At 68.8% G+C, this 26106-nt stretch carries 14 protein-coding genes and 1 pseudogene; 6 read left to right on the top strand and 9 right to left on the bottom strand.

The window, feature by feature from the left end:
• Positions 1-108 precede the first annotated feature (108 nt).
• The 3 genes from D107_RS0100810 (at position 109) to D107_RS0100800 (ending at position 3445) form a co-directional block, all read left to right on the top strand.
• The gene (locus tag D107_RS0100810) at positions 109-690 is read left to right on the top strand and encodes a hypothetical protein (protein WP_018880525.1); all 582 of its coding nucleotides are present in this window, start codon (positions 109-111) and stop codon (positions 688-690) included.
• Between the two features lie 96 nt (positions 691-786).
• Positions 787-2910 (top strand): SulP family inorganic anion transporter, encoded by a 2124-nt coding sequence (locus D107_RS0100805; protein ID WP_018880524.1) that lies wholly within the window; start codon positions 787-789, stop codon positions 2908-2910.
• A 64-nt stretch (positions 2911-2974) separates the two neighbouring features.
• Positions 2975-3445 carry a PepSY domain-containing protein gene (locus D107_RS0100800; RefSeq protein WP_018880523.1) on the top strand — a complete coding sequence of 157 codons (471 nt, stop codon included), beginning with the start codon at positions 2975-2977 and terminating at the stop codon, positions 3443-3445.
• 46 nt (positions 3446-3491) lie between these two features.
• Here D107_RS0100800 and lysS read toward each other — a convergent pair whose 3' ends face one another.
• The 3 genes from lysS to D107_RS0100785 form a co-directional block, all read right to left on the bottom strand.
• Positions 3492-4982: a lysine--tRNA ligase gene (lysS, locus tag D107_RS0100795; RefSeq protein ID WP_018880522.1), complete on the bottom strand. Its 1491-nt coding sequence runs from the start codon at positions 4980-4982 to the stop codon at positions 3492-3494.
• Positions 4983-5006: 24 nt separating this feature from the next.
• Positions 5007-6105 (bottom strand): peptide chain release factor 2 gene (gene prfB, locus D107_RS0100790; RefSeq protein ID WP_155984731.1). Its coding sequence is split into 2 segments (ribosomal slippage): positions 5007-6032 and positions 6034-6105, totalling 1098 coding nucleotides; the frame shifts between segments, so codons are not numbered across the junction.
• An 87-nt stretch (positions 6106-6192) separates the two neighbouring features.
• Positions 6193-7113 carry a hypothetical protein gene (locus D107_RS0100785; protein WP_018880521.1) on the bottom strand — a complete coding sequence of 307 codons (921 nt, stop codon included), beginning with the start codon at positions 7111-7113 and terminating at the stop codon, positions 6193-6195.
• A 381-nt stretch (positions 7114-7494) separates the two neighbouring features.
• Between D107_RS0100785 and D107_RS0100780 the strand changes: the two genes are divergently transcribed.
• The gene (locus D107_RS0100780) at positions 7495-9045 is read left to right on the top strand and encodes a DUF255 domain-containing protein (RefSeq protein ID WP_018880396.1); all 1551 of its coding nucleotides are present in this window, start codon (positions 7495-7497) and stop codon (positions 9043-9045) included.
• Between the two features lie 12 nt (positions 9046-9057).
• Here D107_RS0100780 and D107_RS0100775 read toward each other — a convergent pair whose 3' ends face one another.
• Together D107_RS0100775 and D107_RS0100770 are read right to left on the bottom strand one after the other, a co-directional pair.
• On the bottom strand, positions 9058-10287 hold the full coding sequence (locus D107_RS0100775) for a methyl-accepting chemotaxis protein (RefSeq protein ID WP_018880520.1): 1230 nt from the start codon (positions 10285-10287) through the stop codon (positions 9058-9060).
• A gap of 460 nt (positions 10288-10747) precedes the next feature.
• Positions 10748-12067 carry a DEAD/DEAH box helicase gene (locus D107_RS0100770; protein ID WP_018880519.1) on the bottom strand — a complete coding sequence of 440 codons (1320 nt, stop codon included), beginning with the start codon at positions 12065-12067 and terminating at the stop codon, positions 10748-10750.
• Between the two features lie 335 nt (positions 12068-12402).
• On the opposite strand from D107_RS0100770, the pseudogene D107_RS13250 reads away from it, so the two are divergent.
• Positions 12403-14927 (top strand): annotated as a pseudogene (locus D107_RS13250) (EAL domain-containing protein).
• Between the two features lie 274 nt (positions 14928-15201).
• On the opposite strand, the gene D107_RS0100760 reads toward D107_RS13250, so the two are convergent.
• A complete protein-coding gene (locus tag D107_RS0100760; protein ID WP_018875673.1) occupies positions 15202-15573 on the bottom strand; it encodes a hypothetical protein in 372 nt (123 codons plus the stop codon).
• A 196-nt stretch (positions 15574-15769) separates the two neighbouring features.
• Here D107_RS0100760 and D107_RS0100755 point away from each other — a divergent pair, with 196 nt between their 5' ends.
• Positions 15770-16417: an ERCC4 domain-containing protein gene (locus tag D107_RS0100755; RefSeq protein WP_018867096.1), complete on the top strand. Its 648-nt coding sequence runs from the start codon at positions 15770-15772 to the stop codon at positions 16415-16417.
• Positions 16418-16771: 354 nt separating this feature from the next.
• Here D107_RS0100755 and recD read toward each other — a convergent pair whose 3' ends face one another.
• From recD to recC, 3 genes are read right to left on the bottom strand one after another with little or no spacing between them, the layout of a single operon-like run.
• Positions 16772-18880 carry an exodeoxyribonuclease V subunit alpha gene (gene recD / locus D107_RS0100750; RefSeq protein ID WP_018880516.1) on the bottom strand — a complete coding sequence of 703 codons (2109 nt, stop codon included), beginning with the start codon at positions 18878-18880 and terminating at the stop codon, positions 16772-16774.
• Positions 18877-22581, bottom strand: coding sequence for an exodeoxyribonuclease V subunit beta (gene recB / locus D107_RS0100745; RefSeq protein WP_018880515.1), 3705 nt, complete (start codon positions 22579-22581; stop codon positions 18877-18879). The genes recD and recB overlap by 4 nt, the downstream gene beginning before the upstream one ends.
• On the bottom strand, positions 22578-26066 hold the full coding sequence (gene recC / locus D107_RS0100740) for an exodeoxyribonuclease V subunit gamma (RefSeq protein WP_018880514.1): 3489 nt from the start codon (positions 26064-26066) through the stop codon (positions 22578-22580). Before recC ends, recB begins: the two co-directional genes overlap by 4 nt.
• Between the last annotated feature and the right edge of the window lie 40 nt (positions 26067-26106).

Below are 26106 nucleotides of genomic sequence, written 5' to 3'. Positions count from 1 at the left end.
GCAACACTCCACCAGCAGTAACGCACCCGGAATTGGTGTAAGTCATTGTTTTTACGATCTGGCACGCAGCGTGCAATGACTCCGTTGACCCACCCAATGGAGACACCAATGCCCGCCCTGACCCAAGCCATGAAGAAGATGCTCGAAGGTCTGGCCTACGCCGACCTGGCCGAGATGCAGCCCATGGGGGACAAGTATCGCTCGCTGGCCAGCGATGCGCCGGACTCGAACCCGACGGCCCCCAACGCCGAGGACTCGGTCGAACCGGCCACGACCCGCCGCCGCATCGGCCTGTTCGTGGGCCCGTTCGCGCCGCGCCACGTGTTCGATTACGCCGCCGACAGCTGCGAACGCCTCGGGGCCGATCTGGTCGTGCTGACGTTCCTGGGTGAGACCGAAGCCCGGGTGCTGATCGAGAGCTTCACGCGCGTGGGCAGCCCCCTGCCCCACGACGTCCATATCGAGACGCTCAGTGGCGATCCGGAACGGGCTCTGCGCCGGGTGCTGGGTCGCGGCATCCGCATCGACTTCCTGGTCTGCGACGAACAGGGCTACCTGGGTCATCACGTCCTCGCCAGCGAGACCGCCGCCGAACTGCCCGTGGTGATGGTGGCCACGCCGCGTGATCCGGGCCCTGGCGGAAAGCCCCGGAATGCCCCGGCGGATGGCGCGCTGCCCGCCGCAGGGTAGCCCGGTACCGCGGCATCCCCCATCCGCCGGCCGCGGCATCGCCCGGCCGGCACCCGCAACACCTCACCACGTCCGACCAAGGAAGACTCCACCTGCATGAGTAACGACTGGATCCAACGCCTGCTCCCCTTCGTCCACTGGTTCCCGATGTCCGGGAAATCGGTTCGCGCCGATATCATGGCCGGCCTCAGCGTCGCGATGATCCTGGTTCCCCAGGGCATGGCCTACGCGACCCTCGCGGGCCTGCCCGTCGTCTACGGCCTGTATGCCTCGGCCATCCCGGCGATCATCGGGTCGCTGTGGGGCTCCTCGCGCTTCCTTCATACGGGACCCGTGGCAATGCTGTCCCTGCTGTCGGCCGCCTCCCTGGCGCCCTTCGCGGTCGCCGGGACCGAATACTTCATCCAGCTATCGATCCTGCTGGCGCTGATGGTTGGCATCATGCGTCTGTTGCTGGGGGTGTTCCGCCTCGGCATCCTGATGAACTTCGTCTCGCAGCCGGTCATCGTGGGCTTCACCAACGCCGCGGCCCTGATCATCGGACTGTCGCTGATCAACACCTTCTTCAACGTCCCCAAACCGGATACCGGCGCGTTCCTGACTGACTTCGCCGGCGTCCTCACCCAGCTGGGTCATGCCCACTGGCCGACTATCGCCTTCGGCGCGGGTACGCTTGCCACGCTGATCGTGCTGCGCCGGATCATGCCGCGCCTGCCCGGCGTGCTGGTCGTGGTCGTGCTGGGCACGCTGATCAGTGCCCTGACCGGATTCGAGAGCAACGAGACGATTACGCCGGACCGGATCCAGGCCACCGACGTGCGCAACCTGTACCAGGAACTGGCCGACACGCGCGCCGCACTCAACACCACCTCGGAGGATCTCAGCGAGGCCAGCCGGGCCCTGAAGGAGGCGGAAAAGGCAGGCGAGGAATCGCCCGATCTCGCGGTGCGCGTGGCCCGCCTCGAGGTACGCGAGACCCGGCTCAAGCGCGAGCTGAGCGACCTGCGTGTCGCCGCCCACAAGGAACGGCTCGAGCGCGCCGAAACGATGGATGGCGAGGCGCAGTTCCGCGCCTGGAACGAGGCTTCCGAGGGCCGCCCGTGGCGCCTGTCCGGCTTCGACGGGTACCGCATCATTGTCGCCTCCGGCGGCCAGGTCGTCGGCACCATCCCGCAGGGCCTGCCCAGCCTGCAGCTGCCCGTCCTGGACTGGGAGGTCATCCCCGCCCTGCTGCCGGCCGCCTTCGTGATGGCCCTGATCGGGTTCATGGAGGCCACCTCCATCTCGCGCGCGCTGGCTGCCCAGCGCCGCGAGAAGCTGAACCCCAACCAGGAACTGATCGGCCAGGGGCTGGCCAACATCGTCGGCAGCTTCTTTCAGTCCTACGCGGTCAGTGGCTCATTCTCGCGCTCGGCGGTGGCGGCACGCTCAGGGGCGCAGAGTGGCCTGTTCGCAGTGGTCAGTGCCATTGGCGTGCTGATCACCATGCTGTTCCTGACTCCATACCTCTATCACCTGCCGCAGGCCGTCCTGGCCGCCATCGTGATGTCGGCGGTGTTCGGTCTGCTGGACTTCAAAACCCTCGCGCGTTCCTGGACCATCAGCCGCGCCGATGGCCTGGCCGGCTTCCTCACCTTCGGCGTGACGCTGTACATGGCGCCGGATCTGGCCAACGGCGTCATCGTCGGTGTCATCCTGTCGTCCCTGCTGTTCCTGGTCGGCACCGTGCGCCCGCGCTCCGAGATCCAGGGCCTGCGCCCCGACGGGTCCCTGGCTGGCGCGCTCAGTAACGACCTGCGCCCGGCCGGCGACCACTTCACGGTCCTGCGCTTCGACGCCTCGCTGGTGTTCATGAACGTGGCCCACTTCGAGGATGCGGTCATGGACGCAGTCGCACGCAACCCGAATGCCCGCGCGGTGCTGGTGCTCGGCAACAGCATCAACCGCATCGACGCCTCGGGCGTGGACAAGGTGCGCGCCCTGATCGGCGACCTCGCGGCGGCCGACTGCAAGCTGATGTTCAGTGGCCTGAAGAAGCCCGTGCGCGAGGCCATGGAGCGCGCCGGCCTGCTGGATGAGATCGGCCGCGACAACATCTTCCCGAACAAGCGCGTGGCCCTCGCCGAGCTGCAGCAGCGCGCCCTCGGTACCCCGGACCGCGTGACGGATGCCGAGACGGGACCAACGGACCCGTCACCCCGCACGGGAGCTACTTCATGACAGCGGAATCAAAACCCTGCGCCGCGGGCTATAAAGCATTCAATGTTCAACGGAGGTTCCCCCAGTGAAACGACCCCTGCGTTACGCGTTTGCCACCGCGCTGCTCTTCGCCCTGCTCGCCTGCAGCCCCACTCACGCCGACTCCATGCCGCTGGACAACATCGAGCGCATTCTGGAGATCGGCAAGCAATACGGGTTTGACAGCTACAGATCGATCGAGGCCGAAGGCGGAAACCGCTTCGAACTGGAAGGCTGGAACGCCAGCGAGCGCCGCCTGGAGGTCACGTTCGATCTCGACGGCCGCGTACTCGAGGAGGAGATCAAGCGCGGCTCCGACCGCAAGCGTGGCCTGACCGACGACGAGATTCTGGAAGGGGTGGCCATTGCCCGCGAACACGGGATGGCAAGATTCGAGGAGATCGAACTGGACGACCGTGATCGCATCGAGATCGAAGGGCGCGCAAGCGACGGCACCGAGCTGGAGCTAAAGCTCGAACGCAGCAGCTTTACCGTGCTGGACGTCGATCGAGACTGACCTCGATGCCCGGGCCTGAACGGCCCGGGGGATTCCCAGCAGCCGCTCAGGCCTCCGGGCGCAGGTGCGGGAACAGCAGCACGTCGCGGATCGAGGCGCTGTCGGTCAGCAGCATCACCAGGCGGTCGATGCCGATGCCCTCGCCGGCCGTGGGCGGCAGGCCATATTCCAGGGCGCGGATGTAGTCGGCGTCGTAGTGCATCGCCTCGTCGTCGCCCGCGTCCTTCTCCGCGACCTGGGCCTGGAAACGCTCGGCCTGGTCCTCGGGGTCGTTGAGCTCGGAGAAGCCGTTGGCGATCTCGCGCCCACCGACGAACAACTCGAAGCGATCGGTCACGAACGGGTCGTCGTCGTTGCGCCGCGCCAGCGGCGAGACCTCGGTCGGATAGGCGGTGATGAAGGTCGGGTGGCGCAGCTTGTTCTCGGCGGTGTACTCGAAGATCTCGGTCCACAGCTTGCCGAGGCCGAAGCTCTGCTTGATCGGGATCTCCAGACGCTCGCAGTGGGCGCGCACCTTGTCGATGTCCGCCAGGTCCTCGCTGCTGATCTCCGAATTGTGCTCGAGGATCGCCTCGCGCACCGTCATGCGGGTGAACGGCTGGCCGAAATCGTAGGTCTCGCCCTGATACTCGATGGTGGTCGTGCCCAGCACGTCCTCGCACAGCCCGCGCAGCAGCGTCTCGGTTCGGTCCATCAGCGCGTGGTGGTCCACAAACGCCTCGTAGAACTCGAGCATGGTGAACTCGGGGTTATGGCGGGTGGACAGCCCCTCGTTGCGGAAATTGCGGTTGATCTCGAAGACCTTCTCGAAGCCGCCGACGACCAGGCGCTTCAGATACAGCTCCGGCGCGATGCGCAGGTACAGCGGCATGTCCAGCGCATTGTGATGGGTGGCGAACGGCCGCGCGGTCGCGCCGCCCGGGATCACCTGCATCATCGGGGTCTCCACCTCGATGAAGTCCTCGCGCTCGAAGTATTCGCGGATGTAGCGCACGATCCGGGTGCGGGTGCGGAACAGCTCGCGGCTGTCCGGGCTGGTGATCAGGTCCACGTAGCGCTGGCGGTAGCGCTGTTCCTGATCGGTCAGGCCATGGAACTTCTCCGGCAGCGGGCGCAGGCTCTTGGTCAGCAGGCGCAGCTCGTCCACCTGCACCGTCAGCTCGCCGGTCTTAGTCTTGAACAGCGTGCCCTGCCCGCCGACGATATCGCCCAGGTCCCAGTGCTTGAAGGCCGCGTAGACGCCCTCCGGAAGGCTGTCGCGCTGGGCGAACAGCTGGATGTCCCCGGACTGGTCGCGCAGGCGGACGAAGCTCGCCTTGCCCATCACGCGCTTGCCGATCATGCGCCCGGCGACAGTCACGCGGATCCCCTGCCCCTCCAGCGCCTCGCCTTCGGTGTCGTCATGCGCGGCGTGCAGATCGGCCGCCAGGGCATCGCGGCGGAAGTCGTTGGGGAAGGCCGGGCCGGCCTCGCGCAGCTCGTTCAGCTTGGCGCGACGCTGGGCGATCAGCTTGTTCTCGTCGGTAATCTCGGTCATCGGGAATCCCGGTAAAAGATAGCGTTACAGCCCGCTCTTCAGGCTGGCTTCAATGAACTGATCCAGGTCGCCGTCGAGCACGGCCTGGGTGTTGCCGACCTCCACGCCGGTGCGCAGATCCTTGATCCGCGACTGGTCGAGCACGTAGGAGCGGATCTGGCTGCCCCAGCCGATGTCGGACTTGGTGTCCTCCACCGCCTGCTTCTCGGCATTGCGCTCCTGCAACTCGCGTTCGTACAGCTTGGCGCGCAACTGATTCATCGCCATCTCGCGGTTCTTGTGCTGCGAACGTCCCGCCTGACAGGCGGTGACCACCCCGGTCGGGACGTGCGTGATGCGGACCGCGGAATCGGTCGTGTTCACGTGCTGCCCGCCGGCGCCGGAGGACCGATAGGTATCCACCCGCAGGTCGGCCGGGTTGATCTCGATCTCGAAGTTCTCGTCGATCTCCGGCGAGGCGAACACGGAGGCGAACGAGGTATGCCGGCGGTTGCCGGAATCGAACGGCGACTTGCGCACCAGACGGTGCACACCGGTCTCGGTGCGCAGCCAGCCGAAAGCGTACTCGCCCTGGATGTGCACGGTGGCACTCTTGATCCCGGCCGTCTCGCCTTCGGAGAGCTCGGTGACCTCGGCCTTGAAGCCCTTGTGCTCGGCCCAGCGCAGGTACATACGCAGCAGCATGTTCGCCCAGTCCTGGGCCTCGGTGCCGCCGGAGCCGGCCTGGATGTCGAGGTAGGCGTTGGCCTCGTCCATGTCGCCCGAGAACATGCGGCGGAATTCGAGCCCCTCGACGCGCGCGGTCAGGGCGTCGACATCGGTCTCGACCGACGCCGCCGTCTCCTCGTCGTCATCCGCCTCGGCCATCTCCAGCAGGTCCCGGCTCTCGTCCAGCTGAGTGCCGATCTCGCGGATGTTGATGACCACACCCTCGAGCTGGGCCCGCTCCTTGTTCAGGGCCTGGGCCTGCTCCGGGTCGTTCCAGATGTCGGGGTTTTGCTCCAGCTCCCGCTGGACTTCTTCCAGCCGTTCTTCCTTGGCCGGGTAGTCAAAGATACCCCCTAAGGGCGTCCAGGCGGCCCTTCAGGTCATCGATCCGGGAGTACAGCGCGTTCAGTTCCATGGCAGTTTCCGTCGGGTGTCGTGGCGCGCACGGCACGTTCCATCAGGTGGCGAGAAAAGCCGCGCAGTATAACACCGGCACGCGGCTTCAGGGCCGCCTTGGGCGGCGCCAGAAGGCCAGCGCCTGGCGGCGGTCGAGCCGCAGTACGGGGTGGGTGGACTGCGGGTCCACGAACTCCAGCGCACGCAGTTCCCCGCGGAACACGCCGCGCACCCCGGGCGCGACCACGTCATCGGCGACCGATTCCAGAAGCTCCAGGCGTCGTTCGGGGGACGGCGGCCTCCCCAGCGCGTCGACCACGACCACCGTGTCGCCGGATTCCGTCGGCGTGCAGGCCGGATCCGGGCACCAGTCGATACCGGCGCCCCGTGCCAGCCAGCGGCCGATCGCCCCGCCGCCACAGACGCGGCCCACGCCGCTGGCTCCGCCGGCAAAGCCCGGCGTCCATAGCCACAGCCCATGCACCGCACCACGTCCCTCACGCTCGCGTTCCAGGTTGACGGGGTGCTGGAACCACGCCATCTGCAAGCCGGTCGCCAGGACCTGGAGACGCCGCGCGACATCACCCTGCAGCGAGTGGGCCACCATGGATCGACCGAGCCCGACAGACGGCGGCGGGCCGGAGGCCTCGCCCTCGGCGTCCAGCTGCAGCTCCCACAGGCCGTCTTCGCCCAGGCCCAGGGTCGCGCCGGCCGCCTCCAGTTCCGGCTGCGCGGCCGCCCACAACGCCTCGCGCTCGGCGTCCGCCACGGGCTCCACCGCCGAGGCCACCAGGTCCTTCATCCCGGGCGTCAGCTGGACCGGCTGGGCCAGCCAGGTCCGTGCGCCCTCGCCCTGCGGCCGATAACCCAGCCGTTCGGCGAGCGCCGCCTCCCAGCCCGGCGCCGCCCCGGAATCGCCGGTCGCCCGCGCGCGCCCCAGCCAGCGAGCCAGACGCCGCACCGGGCGTGATGGCTCACCCGCGGTGGCCCCCGGTGCCGCCCACAGGCCGGGGAGCAGGTACGTCACCCGCCGGTCGGTCCGGCCTCCCGTCATGAAGCCCCCCCGCAACACGCCGGGTCGAGGAAAAAGCTGGGCACCAATGCAAGCCTGTACATGGATCAGTGTTTCCCGGGGGACTGTCGGATCTGGATAGTCGCCGCGAGCGTGGCGCAAGCGCGGGCCCGTTGATGCCCACTGTCTCGAGGCGCAGATCGCGCGTCGGCTAACCAGAGCCGGCGTGAAAAATGGCGCCATTCTACGACGCGCACAGCAGATCCGTCCCCAATCGGACCGACCCCGGGTCCTCGAGCAGTGATCAAGCGGGCATCCTGCCACACCGCCCCGTGCCGAACGCGCAATCCTTCAACTGGTCTATACCAATAGACACAAGCCCGGAAAGTGCCCGCGATGACCGGACCCTTCTACAACCCAGGCCCTTCCGTCGCCAGCGCCCTTCGTGGCGCCGCGCGCGGGCTCCTTGCGGGCGCCGCCCTGCTGGCGCTCGCGCTGCCAGTGGCCGCCGAGGACTATCCGGCCGACTCCAGCATCGACTGGCAAAGCTGGGACAGCGGGCTGTTCGACGAGTCCGAGGCGCGCGAACGCCCGATCTTCTTCTATTTCCACGGCCAGTGGTGCACCTGGTGCCGCGACTTCCAGGACGAATCCCTGGAGAACCCGTCGGTGGTGGATGTCATCGACGAGCACTACATCCCCGTCCTCGTCGACCTGGACGAACGCGCCGACCTGTTCCGCCGTTATGGCGGGCGCGGCCTGCCCTTCGTGGTCATCGTGAATCACGAAGACGAGATGCTGACCCGCTTCACCGGCCACGTGAATGCCCGTGACCTCGAGAGCATCCTCCAGGCGCAGCGCGACATGTTCTCGGTCACCGGCCGCGAGATCACACCGGACGACGCGGCGATCGACGGCCTCGAGGCCTTCATGGAGATGCTCGACGAGGTCTATGACGAGCGCGCCGACCGCCTGAGCGGCAGCGCCACATTCGGCACGCTCAGCAAGCGCCCGCAACCCTGGACCTACCGCTACCTGCTGGCCAGTGACGACTGGGAGGAACGCATGCCCGGCCTACTGGACCAGATCGCGGAGGATCTCTACGACGAGGTCGAGGGCGGCTTCTTCTTCTTCCACGATCCCGACCAGCGCGACCCGGTCCTGGCCCTGGAGACCTCCAAGCGCCTGGATCAGAACGCCGCGTTCCTGTGGCTGTTCTCCGAGGCCTACGAGCGCATCGGCGACGAACACTACGCGGAGATCGCGCGCGGCATTCGCGACTATCTGCGCGACCACCTGTGGGACGCGCGTCAGCTGCGCTTCGGCAACAGCCAGTACGCCGACCGCGACTACTACCAGCTGGACCCGGAGACCCGCACGCAGACCGACCCGCCCCGGGTCGATCGCAACACCTATGCCGACACCTCGGGCCAGGCCATTGCCGCGCTCGCCAACCTGGCGCGCGTACTGGAAGACCGCGAGACGCTCGACTGGGCCCGCGAGGCGCTGGAGGCGCTCGACCGCTATCTGCTCACCCGCAGCGGCTACCTGCACGGCATCACCGCCGGCGGACGACCGGCGATGGAGGGCTACCTGCCCTCGCAGATCTGGCCGGAGATCGCCCGCCAGGAACTGGCGCGCGCCGTGGAGGCACTGGATGGCGAACGTCCGGACCTGCCCGACCCGGTCGCCGCGCTGGATCGACTGGAGCCCTTCTTCGACGCGGAGCTGGGCACGCATGCCGAGCGGATCGGGACGGACCTGGAGCCCTGGTCGGAGACCCGCACCCAGGCCGCGCTCGCCTGGTGGCTGTATCGCCTGCCCGACGACGCGATCGAGGCGTCCCATATTGACCGCGACACCGTGCGTGACCGCCTGCGCATCGAGCCCGGCGCGGATCCCGACGACGTCGCCCTGGGCTTCGACGCCCTGCGCCGAGGCTTCTGAGGCCAGACCGGATCAGCCCTGCTGACGAAAGCCCGCAACCTCGTTCTGTAGCTGCTGCGCCAGCCCTTCGAGGGCCTCTACCGCCTGCTGCATCTCGTTGGCCCCGTCGGCGTTGCGCACCGCGATGTCATTGATGTGGTGGATGTTGCGGTTGATCTCCTCCGCCACCTGGCTTTGCTCCTCGGTCGCGCTGGCCACCTGGCGGGTCATGTCGTCGATGGTGGTCACCGAGTCGTGGATGTACTCCAGGGTCTCGCCCGCCTCGCCGGCCTTCTCCACCGAGGTCTCGGCGTGCTGCTGGCTCACCTCCATCGCCTGTACCGCGCGGGTCGCTCCGCCCTGCAGGCGCTGGATGATCTCGCGGATCTCCCCGGTCGAGTCGTTGGTTCGCTGAGCCAGATGACGCACCTCGTCGGCCACCACCGCGAAGCCGCGTCCCGCCTCGCCGGCGCGGGCGGCCTCGATCGCCGCATTGAGCGCCAGCAGGTTGGTCTTCTCGGCGATCTCCTCGATCACCTGCAGGATGGTGCCGATGTTGTCGCTGTCACCCTTCAGCTCACTGATCACGTGGCTCGCCTGGCGGATCTCGCCGGCCAGGGTGTTGATCGCGCCCTGCGTGGCCTGCACCACGGTGCGTCCGCCTTCCGCCGCCCGGGTCGCCTGACCGGCACTCTCGGCCGTGCTCTGGGTGTTGTTGGCCACCTCCTGCACGGTGGCGGACATCTGATTCATCGCGGTGACCACCTGCTCCACGTCGCCGCGCTGCTCGTGGGTCGCCCGGGTCAGTTCGTTGCTGCGACCCTCCAGTTGCCGCGCGGAGGCGGCGATGCCGTCGGCCGCATCCGCGACCTGCCGGATCAGCCCGGAGAGCCGGCCCATCACCGTGTTGAAGGCCGCACCGGTGCGGCCGATCTCGTCGTCCGTAGTCACCTCCACGCGGTGCCCGAGATCCGCGCGCCCCTCGCCGATCGCCTCCAGTCCCTCGGCCAGGCGCTCCAGGGGCCGCGTCAGCACATTGGCATAGAACCAGCCAATCCCCAGCGCCACCACAAACGCGACCACCCACAGCGCCCACAGCAACCACCACAGCTGCGTCACCAGGGCCTCATCCACCCCCGCGGCAAGATCGCCCTTCATGGTGTGGAACGTCACCCCGCCCATGATCGAAAGCGGCACCGTACTCACCACGATCACCAGGATCACCAGCTTCAGCCGCAGCCCACCCAACGGTCCAATCTTCATCGCCACCCTCCTTTGGCTTCGTTAACGACCAACCGCCCCCGGCCTTGAGCCCGGCAAAGTATCGCCCTGCCCAATCCCCGCCGCCCTGATCCAGCTCAACTCCAACGCCTCGCCGCAACTCGAAAACCGTATTCACCACGAAGCACACGAAGGCACGAAGAAGGGCAAGGGCAAAAGCATTTCACAGGACGACGCGAAATTTGGAAGTGTTTACGGGCCCTCGGCAATCACAACACGCTGTGATTAGCCTTGTACTGGGGCCAATCACCTGGCGCACAACACCAGCCCCTTCCTGTCTTCCAGCCTTCCTGTTATCGCTTTTCGCCCTTGACCTGGCCCTTCTTCGTGCCTTCGTGTGCTTCGTGGTGAATAAAGCCCTCCCCGCCAGGCCCGGAACGAAAAAACCCGCGGGCCCGGAGTTCGGGGCCGCGGGTTCGCGGTATGGCGCTGGCGCGTCGGACTAGCGGCTGCGCGCCGCCCGGTTGCCGTTGGAGGACGGGCGGCCGTTGCCGCCGCGACCGCCGCCGGGCTTGCCACCGCGGGCATTGCGCGGGGCGCCATTGCGGGCCCCGCCGCCCGGCTTGCCGCCACGACCGCCGCGGCGGTTGCCGTTGCCGTCATTGGCGGCCGGCTTCGGCGCGGCAAAACCTTCGGTCTCGATGCGGTCGATCGGGCGCTGGATCAGGCGCTCGATGCCCTTCAGCAACTTGATCTCCTCGCCATCCACCAGCGACAGCGCGGCACCGGCGGAGCCGGCACGGCCGGTACGACCGATGCGATGCACGTAATCCTCCGGCACATTCGGCAGCTCGAAGTTGACCACCTGCGGCAGCTGGTCAATGTCCAGGCCGCGCGCGGCGATATCGGTCGCCACCAGCACCGGCACCTGCCCAGACTTGAACTGCTTGAGCGCTTTAGTACGCGCCGCCTGGCTCTTGTTACCGTGGATCGCCTCCGAGCGCACGCCATCCTTGGACAGCTTTTCGGCCAGGCGATTGGCGCCGTGCTTGGTGCGGGTAAACACCAGCACCTGTTCCCAGTTGTTGGTGCGGATCAGGTGGCTCAGCAGTTCGCGCTTCTGGCTGGTCTCGACCAGATGCACACTCTGCTGCACGCTCTCGGCGGCCGTGTTGCGCGGGGCGATGTCGATCTCCGCCGGGCGGGTGAGCAGGCCGTTGGCCAGCGTGCGGATCTCGTCGGAGAAAGTCGCCGAGAACATCAGATTCTGCCGGCTCTTGGGCATCAGCGCGATCAGCTTCTTGATGTCGCGGATAAAGCCCATGTCCAGCATGCGATCGGCCTCGTCGAGGACCAGGATCTCCACACCGGACAGGTCGATGGTCTTCTGGTTGGCGTGATCCAGCAGACGCCCCGGGGTCGCCACCACGATGTCCATGCGGTCGCGCAGGGCCCTGATCTGCGGGTTCATGTTCACGCCACCGAAGATCGTCATCGAGCGCAGCTTCAGGTTGCGCCCGTAGGTCTTCACGGAATCGTGCACCTGGGCGGCCAGCTCGCGGGTCGGGGTCAGCACCAGGCAGCGCGGACGGCCATTGCCGGGCTTGGGCGCATCACTGGTGGAAAGGCGCTGCAGGATCGGCAGGGTAAAGCCGGCGGTCTTGCCGGTGCCGGTCTGGGCCGCGGCCAGCAGGTCGCCGCCCTTCAGGACTTCCGGGATGGCCCGGGCCTGGATCGGGGTCGGGTGCTGGTAGCCGGCGGAATCCAGCGCGCGCAAAAGGGTATCGGCCAACCCGAGGTCGGCAAAGGTCGTATCAGTCATGGAATGCTCCAACGCTACCCGCCACTCGTTCAACAAGAGCACCCATCGGGGGAAACGAAATCAGGGGGATCACTGCGAACCGGAATGGCTCTGGATCAGATGAACGGACGCTGACGGGCGGGGCGTTCGATGGACGCACTATACGCCTTTCGTCAATGAAAAGACACTCCACCCATTACCGTATGGATATATATTTGTTTTGTGAGGGAATATAGGCTAGCTTCCATCCAATCAGAATAAACCGGCGCCCACGCAGCACCGGTCCGGCCGACGCGACCCGCCCACGAGGATGCGTCCAGGGGAGTCTTTACAACCATGTTCGTGCATCGCGTCGCATGAGCTCGCGCTCTGATGACTTTCTGCGTCGACACATCGCGCTCACTGCGAGTGCGTTGCTCGTCTTGTTGTTGGTACCACCCACGATCTGGCTACTCGGGCTAGATCTGCCGCGGGTCCTGCCCCGCGAGCACTTGACGGCCTTCCACACGGGTGTGGAGCTGTTCTCGGTCGTCGTCGCCGTGCTGGTGTTCGCGGTCGGGTATCACGTGATCGACCGGCGGCGGGTGGCGGCCTCCCTGCTGCTCGCCTGTGCCTTCCTGGCGGTCGCGCTCTTCGACTTCCTGCACCTGATGACCTACCCGGCGATGCCGGACTTCATCACCCCCAACTCGACGCAGCAGACGCTGTTCTTCTGGCTCGCCGCGCGGCTGGTCGGGGGCGCGGCCCTGCTGGCCTATGTGGCCTTGCCGATGGTCGCGCGCAGCGATGGCCCGCCGCGCGGGGTCTATCTGGCCGGAAGCCTGCTGCTGGTCGCGGTCCTCGCATGGGTCGGCCTGTGGCATGCCGATATCCTGCCGCCCCTGTTCGACCCGGTCAGCGGCCTCACGCCGTTCAAGCTGGGCCTGGAGGCCATCGTGATCGCCCTGCATCTGGCGACGCTGGCCATCCTGGCCCTGCGCCGCGATCTGCTGCAGCGCCCGGGCATGCCCCTGGTCGCCGCGGCGCTGGTCATCAGCATGGGCAGCGGCATGTTCTTCATGTTCTACGAGGATCTGACCGATACGCCGTTCGTGCTGGGGCATCTGTACAAGCTCGCGGCCTACCTGCTGATCTACCAGGGGCTGTTTCTGGAAAGCGTGCGCTCGCCCCTGGAGCGTCTGCACCAGGCCCACCGCGACATCGAGATGCGCGAGCGGCGCTACCAGCAACTGGTGGAGACGGCCCCCGACGGCGTCCTGGTTACCGATACGGAGGGCCGCATCGTGATGGCCAACCGAAACATCGAGCGCCTGTTCGGCTACCCCCGCCAGCAACTGATCGGCCAGCCGGTGGAGCGCCTGGTCCCCGACCGCCTGCGCGAGCGCCACCGGACCCATCGCCAGACCCAGGCCCGCACCATCAACCGCCGCACCATGGGGCAGGTACCCCATCTGCGCGGCCAGCGTATCGATGGCACCGAGTTCCCGGTGGACATCAGCCTCAACGCCTTCGACGACACCGAAGGCCGGCGGATTACCGCCTTCATCCGCGACATCACCGACCGCCAGCGGCGCGAGGCGCGCATCCAGCATCAGGCCACCCATGACAGTCTGACCGAACTCCCCAACCGCTGGCTGCTGCACGACCGCCTGACGCAGGGCATCGCCCAGGCCGAGCACAACGACCACCCGATCGCGGTGATGCTGCTGGATCTCGACAACTTCAAGATGATCAATGACACCTTCGGCCATGACGAGGGCGACCAGCTGCTGAAGGCCGTGGCCGCCCGACTCCAGGGCGCCCTGGACCAGGAAGCCACCATTGGCCGCTTCGGTGGCGACGAGTTCATGATCCTGCTGACCCACGTGGCGGACGAACAGGCGATCGCCCGGGTCGCCCAGCGCATCCTGGGTATCTTCGACACGCCCTTCCAGACCGAGCACGCCCGCAACCTCGTCTCCAGCGGCAGCCTCGGAATCGCCATGTTCCCGCGCGACGCCCAGGACGATCGCAGCCTGGTGCGTTATGCCGACATGGCCATGTACGAGGCCAAGCACTCCGGCCGCAACACCTGGGCCTTCTTCTCGCAGCACCTGGATGCGCAGGTGCACGAGGAACAGCGCCTGCAGCAACGCCTGCAGCAGGCGCTGGAGAATGACGACCTCGCGCTGCACTACCAGCCGCTGCTGGAGGTCGCGTCGAACCGCATCATCGGCGTCGAGGCCCTGGCGCGCTGGACGGATGCCGAGCTCGGCCCGGTGGCACCGGCCCGCTTTGTCGCCAGCGCGGAGGCCAACGGCCTGATCCTGCCCCTCGGTGACTGGGTCATCCGCGAGGCTGCGAACAACTCGCCCAATGGTCACGGTCCGGCGTCGGGCTCCGCGTCGCCATCAATATCTCCGCGATGCAGTTCCGCCAGCACGACCTGGTGGAACGCCTGCGTGCGGCCCTCGCGGCGACCGGCGCCCCGCCCGAGCGACTCGAGATCGAGGTAACCGAGACCGTGGCCATGGCGGATGTGGCCCTGACCCACGATCAGCTCCGCGGCCTGAAGGCCCTGGGCATCCGGGTGGCCCTGGACGATTTCGGCACCGGCTATTCCTCGCTCGCCTACCTGAAGTCCCTGCCGATCGACAAACTCAAGATCGACCGCTCCTTCATCGCCGACATCGGCGAGGACCCGGAATAGGAGATGATCCTGCGCTCCATCGTGCACCTCGGCCACAGCCTCGGCCTGACGCTCGTCGCCGAAGGCGTAGAAACGGACGCACAGCGAACCTTCCTGCGGGAAATCGGCTGTGACCTGTACCAGGGCTGGCTGCATTCCCCCGCCATGGGGGTGGAAGCGCTCAAGGAGTGCCTGCAGCGTGAACCGGTATAAACACCCCGAAATCACAACATTCAGCCAATCGCAGGGGCTGTTCGCACCCAGGGCAGCCGTAATCAATCACCGTCAGGTACGTTTGAGCGCGGCGAAACGCTCCACCTCGCCCCTTTTGTGAACACCGGATGCGTTTCGCTACGCTCAACGGCATCCTGCGATCAGGCAACTGGCTGCACCGCATTGCGAGTCAGTAAACAGAAAGGCCGCCCGAAGGCGGCCTTTGCTGCGGCTGTCACGGGAACGCACCGCCAACCTGGCGGTACGGATCGCATCAGTAGCCGGTGCTGCCGTGTACGTCCGGCGGCGCCTCGCGGGTCAGCATTGCCCAGGTCAGGTGGGCCATCACCTCCGGCGCCACCACCGTATGGCGGTTGCCGGTGTTCTGCATGCCCTCGCGCAGCTCCTGGCGCACCTGCGGCTGGCCGCTCAGGTCAAAGATCACGTCCACCTGGTCGCCACGCGCCACGATATCCGCGACCGACTCCAGCGGGATACCCTTCTCCTCGGCCAGCCGGCGGCCCTCCGTCTCGGCTTTCTCCGAGACCGCGCAAAGCGTCATCCCCGGCAGGCCGGACTCGAGCAACATCTCCAGGAAACGGCCGCCCACCCGGCCAAGCCCCACGACTGCAATGTGAATCGACATAAACACTCCATCCTTTTGGTTTTATTGTTGTCTCCATACACGCACCGCAGGCGCCACCCGCGAAACGTGTCCCCTGACTGTAGGCGATCCGCACCGCGCCTGCACGGCATCCCTCGCCCCGCCCCGCATCCGGCCATTTGGCGCGTATGGCCCCACGCCCTACAGTGCCCGCAACCCGTCAACGAATGGAGCCCCCATGGACAACGTGCACCTGCCAATCCGCGTCGACCGCCGCGAACAGGGCAAGATCATTCAGCGCATCGAACGCCTGGAAGGGGTGGAACTGGAATTCACCGACCTCGATGTGGGCGACTACCTGCTGCCCAACGGCGTCGTGGTCGAGCGCAAGTCCGCCACCGACATGGTGCTGAGCGTGGTCGACAAGACCCTGTGGGAAAACGCCGCCAAGCTGAAGGCCAACCACAGCCAGGTGGTCTATATCGTCGAGGGGGACCTGTACGAACCGCGCTTCCACCAGCAGGCGCTGGATATCCACCGTGCCCTCGCGCACCTGACCATCGCCCTCGGCATTAGCGTGCTGCCCAGCCCGGATGCCGACAACAGCGGCATGCTCATCTACCTGCTGGGCCTGAACGCCCAGATGGAGCCGGACCCGGCCGATCGCCCCACCAAGCCAGACACCCGGCGCAAGGCCGCCGAGTTCATCGTCAGCGGCCTGCCCGGCGTCGAGGCCGACACGGCACGCGACCTGCTGCGCGACCTCGGCAGCGTACGCGACATCATCAACGCCGACGCCGCCACCCTCGCCCAGACCGACGGCCTCGACGCCGAACGCGCCGAACGCATCGAATCCGTCGTCACCTACGGCAGCCGCACCACCTGAACGCTCCCAAGCCGCCAACCACACCACCCCCTGTGGGAGCCTGCTTGCAGGCGAAGCTCCTGCCCGCGCTGGAACTTACCTCGGGCAGGAGCTTCGCCGCCAAGGCGGCTCCCACAGGGCCGGCCAATATCCCCGTGGGAGCCTGCTCGCAGGCGAAGCCCCCGCCAAAGCCGGAACACCCCGGCATCGTCACCCCAACCGCAGCGCCACCCCCTCGTCATCCCGGCCGCAGCGCAGCGAAGCGCCGGGATCTCCCCCGCCGGATGTACCCCAGGCCCAGGGCCACCCCAACGCACGAGATCCCGGATAACCGCTACGCGGTTTCCGGGATGACACCACCGCCCCCGCACCTCCCTACAGCGCATCGTCCAGCCAGCGGCGCAGGCCGCCGCTGCGGCGGATCTGGCGCTGACTGGCCGCCGCCAGGGTGCCCGCGCGTGGCTCGAGCAGGCTGAACCAGCGGCTGGCGCGGGTGATCGCGGTATAGACGAGCTCGCGGGTCAGGATGGGGCTGTCGGCCTCCGGCAGCACCAGCGCGACATGCTCGAACTCCGAGCCCTGCGCCTTGTGCACGGTCAGCGCAAAGGCGGTCTCGACGGCCTCCAGCCGGTTGGGCAACACCCAGCGCACGCGATCCCCCGCCGCGAGAAAGGCGACGCGCAACACCGGCGCCGCCGCCTCCGGCCCCCCATGATCCCCGGTCGCCTCGGGCTCGCCCCGCGCCAGCCAGGCCGGAACGGCCAGGGCAATGCCGATATCGCCGTTGATCAGCCCCAGGGCATAGTCGTTGCGGGTCACGATCACCGGTCGCCCCTCGAACCATGGCGCGTGCCCCTCTGACCCGCCGCCACGGCCGGCCTCCATCTCCAGCAACCCGCGCGCCTGCAATGCCCCGGCAATGCGCCGGTTGAGCCTTTCGAGCCCCCACGGCCCGCGCCGCACCGCGCACAACAGCTGAAAGCGCCCGTGGGCCGCCAGCACGTCCCGCGCCCAGTCCTCCCAGGCGGCGCGCGGCGCCCCGGGGGCCGGCCGGGCCACGCGCAGGCCTTCCAGGTAGTCCGCATACCCGACCGCCTCGCCCTCGGGTGTGTCCGCGCGCCCCGCCACTGCCAGATCCACCAGGGCCGCATCCTCGGGGTGGGCGAGCACCCGCTGCCACACAGCATCGTCGCCCTGCGGCGACCCCGTAACCTCGCCCGAGTTCACCCCCGCGGCCAGGCGTCCGATCCCGCTGTCCGCGCCAAAGCGGTGACTCTGGCGCAGCATCACGATGTGCTGGTCCAGGGCCTGCCCGTGCGCATCCTTCATCGCCGCTGGCACGGCCTCGCCGGTCACCGCTTCCAGCCACTGCACGGAGTCCGGCGTGTAGTGCCCACCCCCGGCGCGGTGGCACAGCTCGCCCAGCACCGCGCCGGCCTCCACCGATGCCAACTGGTCGCGATCCCCGAGCAGGATCAGGCGCGCCGTGCGCGGCACCGCCTCGACCAGACTGGCCATCAGTTCCAGGTCGATCATCGACGCCTCGTCCACCACCAGCACATCCACCGCCAGGGGATTGCGCGCACCGTGGCGGAAGTGCCGCGTATCCGGCCGCGCCCCCAGCAGGCGATGCACCGTGACCACCTCGGCCGGCAGGTTTCGCCGCAGCGCATCACCATCCGGCAGTGTCTCCAGCCCCAGGCGATCCAGCGCCCCGCTGACCGAGGAATTCAGACGCGCCGCGGCCTTGCCGGTGGGCGCGGCCAGGCGGATACGCAGTGGATCCTCCGGACCCTGCAAGCCCTGCAGCAGCGCGAGCAGCCGCAACACCGTGGTGGTCTTGCCGGTGCCCGGCCCGCCCGTGATCACGCTGAAACCGGAGCCGGCCGCCAGGGCACAGGCCAGGCGCTGCCAGTCCGGGGCGGCGCCGTCCGCGGGTGTGCCGAACAGCCAGTTCAGCCACTCGCGCGCCGCGGCCGTATCCAGCGCGCCCTGCCAGGCCGCGCGATCGGCCACCCGCGCGCGGATCGCCTGCCCGATACGGCGCTCGGCCTCCCAATAGCGGCGCAGGTAGACCTGCGCGCCGGTATAGACCAGCGGCGTCGAGCCAACCGCATCCGGTCCGGCCAGTGCCGTCCCGTCCAGGGCCTGCGCGACCGCCGTCGCCGAAACGCCCTGCAGCACGGACGACGGCCGCGGCAGGGCCGGCGCGTTCGGTTCTCCCTCCGGCGGCAGGGCCAGCGTGGTATCCGGTTCCTGCAGCAGGGCGTCCAGTTCCAGGCACACATGGCCGCGCCCGACCTGGTGACTGGCCAGCGCGGCCAGCAGCAGCGCCAGTGGCGGTGCCCCGGGATCCTGCTCGTGCAGAAAGCGCACCAGCGCCCGGTCCACGCCGCGCAGCCACCCGGCCGCCTCCCATTCGCCCAGCAGCACCATCAGGGCCTGCACGGACCCCAGCGCCCCGCTATGCGACACCGCGTTCATGCCGCCCCCTCCCGATCGACCCCGTGCGTCATCCAGCGATCCAGCTGCTCGATCAGCGCACGCGGCGGGCAGTGGTGGAACACCCCGTGGCCCGGCGCGTCCACGCCGCGCAGGAACAGGTAGACCCCGCCGCCCATGTGCTGGTCATAGTCGTAGCCCGGCAGGCGAGCGCCCAGCTGGCGATGCAGTGCCAGCGTGTAGAGCACCAGCTGCAGGTCGTAGCGATGTTCCAGCACCGCCGCGCGCAGGCGCTCGGCGGTGTAGGCCCGAGCCGAGGGCCCCAGCCAGTTGGACTTGTAGTCCGCCACGTAATAGCGCCCGGCGTGCTCGAACACCAGGTCGACGAAGCCCTTCAGCATCCCGTTCAGCGTCACGTCCCCTACCGGCGGGCGCCCCTCGCCCGGCAGAATCTGCGCCCGCACCGCCTGATCCAGATCCCCGGCCTTGAGGCTTTGCGCCGGGTACAGGAACTCCAGCTCCGGCTGATACGTGGCCAAGCCCCCCAGCGAGAACGTCCCGCCCTCCTCCAGCGGGAAGCCGGCCGTCAGCAACTGCTGCATCCAGTCCTTGACCACCGTGGACCACTCGCCCCATCCCCGGCGCTCGCAGCGCGTTTCGATCTCCCGCGCCAGGCGTTCGGGCTGCGCCACCTGCGCGGCGAGGCCCTGCTCCGCCGCCCACTCCAGCAGCCCGTGCAGGAAGGTGCCCGGTCCCGGCCCGCGCGGGAAGGCGTGCAGCCCACTGGCCGCGCGTGGCCCGGGCTCGGCCTCGAGTTCGGGGAACTCCACGGCCTCGCGACCCGCATCCGCGACGCCCTCGCGCAGCACATCCTCGCGCGCCGAATCGGGCGCGATCGGTGCCACCCCCTCGTCGTGCGCGGCAATCGCGCTGTAGCTGGCCACCCACCAGCGCTCGAAGCGCCGCACCGGCGGTTGTCGGGCCGGTCCGGTGGTCGGGGCGTTGGCGCCGGTCTGCACCGCAGCGTCGCGCACTTCCGGCAGCGGGCCCACCCGGATCGCCGGCTCGTCGCCCGCGGCGGTCCGCAGCGCCGCCTCCAGCCCGCCGTCCGCCACGCCCTCGGGGCCGGCCAGCAGATACCCGGCCGCGGTCTGGTCGAAATGGTTGGTCTTGCTCCTTCCCGAGACAATCGGTGCAATCCCCAGCCAGCAGGCATGGCGCGCCCGGGTCATGCCCACGTACAACAGGCGCAGGTCCTCGGCCAGGCGTTCGCGCTCGGCCCGCTGGTACACCGCGTCATCCATGTGGAACACCCAGCTCGCCCCGCCCTGCGGCGGATGGTCGCGCCAGGGCACGTCCTTCTTCGCGTCCGTGGGCCGGAAATTGCAGGCGAACGGCAGGAACACCAGCGGATACTCCAGCCCCTTGGACTTGTGCAGCGTCACCACCTTGACCAGGTCCTCGTCACTCTCCAGGCGCAGGATCTGCTCCTCGCCGGTCTCGCCGTCGCCGTTCCGGTGCTCCATCAGGTGCCGGATCAGGGCCTGCTCGCCATCCAGCTCCGCGGCCGCCTGCTGCAGCAGCTCGCTCAGATGCAGCAGGTTGGTCAGCGCGCGCTCACCCCCCGCCGTGGCGCGCAACCGCCGGGGGACCTCGAAGTCGTGCAGCAGCCGGCGCAGCATCGGCAACACCCCGCGCGTCTGCCACAGGCGCCGGTAGTCGCGGAACTGCTCGACCCGCGCCTCCCAGGCCAGCTCGTCCACCGTCAGCCGGTGCAGCTCGGCCAGCGACTGCCCCAGCGTCGCGGTGGCCAGCGCCGCGCGCAGCAACCGCTCGCTGGTGGGCTCGGCACAGGCGCGCAGCCAGCGCAGCAGGTCCCCCGCCTCGTCGCTGGCATATACCGACTCGCGATCCGACAGGTATACGCTGCGCACGCCGCGTCGACGCAGCTCGGCGCGGATCGCGTCGGCCTCCGCGCGTCCGCGCACCAGCACCGCCATATCACGCGGTCGCACCCCGGTCAGGTCCGCGCCCTTGCGAAAGCCGCAGGTCCCGGCGACACCTCCGTTGAGCAGCTCCACCATATGGCTGGCGCACGCCTGCGCCATGCGCTCGCGGTAGGCGCCCTTGGGCACCGGCTCGCCGGGGTCATGGCACCACAGCGTGACCGCCGGGGCCGCCTCCCCGTGCTGCTCGAAGACCTCCGCGCGGCCATTGGCCGTAACCGGCACGAACGGCAGCGGGTTCTCCGCGCCAGTACGGAACAGAAACGCCCCGTCCGCCCAGCCCTCGGCATGCCCGAACAACCGGTTCACGCCATCCACCAGGGCCTCGGTGGAGCGGAAGTTGCGCTCCAGGGTGTAGTGACGACCGGCGGTGGCCGTACGCGCCGCCAGGTAGGTATGGATATCCGCCCCGCGAAAGCCGTAGATCGACTGCTTGGGATCGCCGATCAGCAGCACGCCGAGGTCGCGCGGGTTCTCGTCGATGCGATAGACGCGCTGGAAGATCCGGTACTGCACCGGATCGGTGTCCTGGAACTCGTCGACCAGTGCCACCGGGAACTGCGTACGCAGGGTCGCGGCCAGGTGCTCGCCCCCCGGGCCGTCCAGGGCATCGCGCAGCCGGGTCAGCAAGTCGTGGAAGCCCATCTGCGCGCGCTGGCGCTGAACCTGACGAAAGCGCGCATCCACCTGGCGCGCCGCCGCCTGCAAAAGGCGCTCGCGGTCATCCACGCAGACTTCGGCGTGATCGTCCAGCCCCGCAAAGGCCGGGTGCAGATCCTCCGGCAGCGTCTGACCGCCTTTCAGCCGGTCCTGCATGCCGGCCGCACTGAAACGCAGCAGCGGGGAGTCGCCGGAGACGCCACCGGGCCGCAGCGCGCCCGGATCCTCGGCCCATTCGCGCATCGCACCCAGCAGCTTGTCCGGGTTGCTGTACTTGCCCGGCTGCAGAACCGGGCCGCGCAGCGCGTCAAACTGCTCCTTGATCGCCTCGAAGTCCTCGCGCCAGGGCCGCTTCATCGCCTCCAGCCGCGCCAGCTTGCGTCTCAGCGCGGCCTCCAGACCCTCCGGGGTCTCCAGCTCCGCGTCCGCCGCATCCGCGGGCAGATGTCCGACCAGCGGCCGGGTCTTCTGCAACAGGGTCTCGGGATTGGGCCCGAAGGCATTGCGCAGCAGGGCCAGCGGCGCCGGCGGCTGCGGATAGACGAAGCGGCGCCAGTAATCACGCGCCGCCTCGGCCAGCAGCTCCTGCTGGTCACTCGCCAGGTCCTGGGTGAACAGGCTCCCGCTGTCGAAGGCGTGCTCGCGCAGCATGCGGTAGCACCAGCCGTGGATGGTCGACACCGCGGCCTCGTCCATCCACTCCGCCGCCAGTTCCAGCCGGCGTGCCGCGCCCGGCCGCTCCGCCTCGCTGTATTCGCCGCGCAGCTCCCTGTGGATGTCCTGCACGCCCGGCACCGCATCCGGATCCTCCGCGCGGAACACCCGCGCCGCGATTGCCAGGGTGTCGCGGATGCGGCTGCGCAGCTCCTGGGTCGCGGCATCGGTAAAGGTCATCACCAGGATCTGTGGCGGCGTCAGGGCGCTGGTGCCCTCGGGCAGCTCGCCGTGGCCCAGCACCAGGCGCAGATACAGCGCGGCGATGGTGTAGGTCTTGCCGGTGCCGGCGCTGGCCTCGATCAGGCGGCTGCCGTGCAGCGGCAACGCCAGCAGGTCCAGCTTGTGCGCGGTGGCCGTCATTCCGCGACCTCCGACTGGTTCACGACCACAAACACCGGTCGGTACACGCGGTCCCGCCAGAAGCCGAAATCGGGATCGGCCAGCAGGGTCTCGGGATCCGGCCAGGCCCGTGCCAGCGCGGGACTGCGCGACCACTCGCCAGGGCTGTAGTCGTTCCCCCGCAGGGTCTTCAACGCCTCGTCATACGGGTCCTTTTGCCCATCCTCCGCCTCCAGCCAGGCAAAAGCGGCGGCGCAGGCCAGCGGCAGCGGGCGCTCCTGTCCGGCCGCCCAGGCCTCCAGCAGCGTGCCCAGCAGTTCCTCCGCCAGACCCGACTCCAGCCCGGGGAGGGTCAGGCGTGTGTCCAGCGCGACCAGTTCGGAACCCACATCCCCCGCGCCGGCGTTGGCGAGCAGATGCATCACCCACGGCGCCATCAGCTTGTCGTAGCGCCACTTCTTGCCGTTGGCAATACGGCTCGCCGTGTAGTCCAGGCAGACCCGAACCCGACCCTCGCCATCGCCGCGTAGCGCGGGCGGCACCGCCTCCAGGCCCCAGTGCGCGTGTTCCAGGCGCAGCGGACGCCCCGCCTCCAGCCGTTCGGGATACAGCGCAAGGCGCTCGCCGATCCGCTCCAGCAGCCGCGCGGCCTCGTCCACCATCGCACCACGTTCCAGCTCGCCGGCCGCCCCCAGCGGCAGCCAGCCGGCGCGCTGCAGGCGTGCGGATTCGACCTGCAGGATCTCCGGCCAGGCGGCCGCATCAGCGGCGGATTCAAGCGCGGTGGCAACCAGATTCTGGCGCACCTGCCACTGCTCCAGCCCGCCCAGCCCGAACGGTTCCAGGTCCTCACCGGGGGCCTCTTCTTCGTCGAAGAACACCCCCAGGCGATAACGAAAGAACGCCTCCACCGGGAAGCGCAGAAAGCGCGCAAGGGCCTCCGGCGCCACCGCGCGCGGCTCGCGCTCGGCCTCCAGCAGCGGGATCGGCTCGCAGGCGCCCTCGGCCGGGGCCACATCCGCGGCGTGCACGGCCTCCCATTCCCGGGCATAGGTAAAGTGCCGCTCGTCGTCGCCCGCCGGGAAGTTCACCGGCGAGAAGGGCTGGAGTGGGTGCCAGGTGGTCAGGTGTTCCACCAGGGCCGGACCGGCCTCGGGCCCGTCAACCCCGGCCAGTCCCCAGCCGGCGGCCAGGTGATCGCGTAACTGCCCAACCAGCACCGAGGGCGGGCGCGGCTCGTTGTCGCGCACATGCCGCCCCACCCAGCTCACATGCAACTGGCGCCGGGCGGAGAGCAGCGCCTCCAGGAACAGATAGCGGTCGTCCTCGCGCCGCGAGCGATCGCCCGGGCGGTAGTCCTGTGCCATCAGATCGAAGTCCATCGGGGTCGGGCTGCGCGGGTAGTCGCCGTCATTCATGCCCAGCAGGCAGACCACCTGGAACGGGATCGCCCGCATCGGCATCAGGGTGCAGAAGTTCACCGAACCCGCCAGAAAGCGCTGCCCCACGCCGGAATCCTCCTGACTGGCCAGCCACTGCTCGCGCACCACGGCCAGCGGCAGCGCCTCCTCCAGCCCGGCGGCCGCACAGTCCTCGCGCCACTGCTCCAGGGCCTCGCCCAGACGCTCCAGGGTGAACAGTTCGGCGTCCGTCTCCGGCGCGAAGAACTGTTCCAGCAAGGTGGCAAGCCGCGCCGCCCAGTCCCCCGGGGCATGCGCCCGGCGCAGCCAGCCCCAGGCCTCTTCCAGCGCGGAGATCAGGGCCTCCAGCGGGCCCAGCAAGGCCGCGCTCAGCCCACCGATCTCGTCGTAGGGTTCCACCCCCTGCCACGGTCCCTGGTCGCCCAGGGCGTAGCCCAGCAGCATCCGCCGCAGGCCAAAGCGCCAGGTGTTCTGCTCCAGGCCCTCGGGCAGGCCCAGACCGGCGCGCTGCGCGGCATCCAGGCCCCAGCGCACCCCCGCGCCCGCGGCCCAGGCATGCAGGTGCCCCAGGTCCTCCTCGGCGATGCCGAAGCGCCTCCGGACCGCCGGCACGTCCAGCAGGTCCAGCAGTTCGCTGACGCCCATCCGGCTCTCCGGCAGGGACAACAACTGCTCCAGCGCGATCAGCACCGGGTCACGCCCGCGCGGCCCCTGGTCCGACAGCGTGTACGGGATGAAGCGCGGGTCGTCGGTCTCCGGCTGGCCGAACACCGCCTCGATGTGAGGGGCGTACTGGTCGATATCCGGCAGCATCACGATCACGTCGCGCGGGCGCAGCGCGGGATCGTGCGCGAAGTGGTCCAGCAGCCGGTCGTGCAGCAACTCCACCTCGCGCAGCGGGCTGTGCGCCACATGGAACTGGATGGAGCGGTCCGCCGCCGCAACCGCGGGCCAGGTCTCCCGCGTCTCGGCCAGCGGCCGCAGCGCGCGGATGTCCTCCTGCAACTGGTGCAGCAGGCAGTCCTCCGGCCCGCGCGTGCCGTGCGGCTCGAAGACATCCACGCGTTCCCAGTCCAGCGTGCGCAGCACCCGGCCGTAGTGTTCGGGGTCATCGTGCTCGTCCAGCAGCCCGATGTAGTCGCGCCCCTGCTTGCCCCAGGCGGCCAGCAGCGGATGCGCGTGGTTGTGCAGCTGGGCCTCGTCCAGGGCCTCCGGCATCCCGGTCTTGCGCGCCTGGCGCCTCCGGGTGGCGCGCAGCAGGTCCTTGTCGGCCACGATGTCGGCCCAGTAGTACTCGCAGGGGTTGTGCACGCAGACCAGCACCTGGCAGAAGCGCGCCAGCCCCTCCAGCGCCTCCAGGATCTGCCCCGGCAGCGAGGAAATCCCGAATACAATGACCCGCCGCGGCAGCCCCTCGGGGCGGCGCTCCAGCGTACGCACCGTATCCCGATAGCGCGCGTGCACCGCGGAGCGGCTCACCCCCTCCTGCGCGACACCGATATCCGCCTGCAGTAGCCGCCACAGCTCCGCCTGCCAGCGCTGCCCCGGCGCCAGGTCGCGCGCCTGCCCGCGGGCGTCGCGCAGCACGTCGCGCCCGGCCGCCCAGTCGGTCAGCCAATCCGCGCGATACACCTGGTACTGATCGAACAGGTCCGCCAGGCGCTCGGCGAGCTGGAAACGCTTGCGCAGGTCCCCGCCCTGGCCCGGGTCGTCGTCCTGCAGGAACTGTCCGAGCGGGGCGAAGGCCTCCTGCTCCAGGCACGTCGGCAGCAGGCGCATCAGCCGCCAGGTCAGCGGGCGCTTGGCATAGGGAGACTCCAACGGTACGGCATCGGCCCCAAGCACCGCGCGGTAGGCCGACCACACGAAGCGCGACGGCAGCTGCATGTCCAGCGCGGCCGCGATCCCGCAGCCCGGCGGATCGGCATCCGGCGGCGCCGCCAGGGCATGCCGCAGCCACTGCGCCATGCCATTGCTCTGCACCAGAATGGTCTCGTTCTCCAGCGGCGCCAGCGGCGCCCGCCGCATCCACTCCACCGCCAGCGTACGCAGCGACTCCAGGTGGTTGCCGTGCAGTACCACCATCCCGGGTTGCAGTTGACCTGATTTCACGTGATCCCTGTCC

The organism is Thioalkalivibrio sp. ALE30 (genome assembly GCF_000377465.1).
GTDB lineage: Bacteria > Pseudomonadota > Gammaproteobacteria > Ectothiorhodospirales > Ectothiorhodospiraceae > Thioalkalivibrio.
Note: the sequence above shows the minus strand (reverse complement) of the source record. Positions and strands in the feature narration are given on the sequence as shown.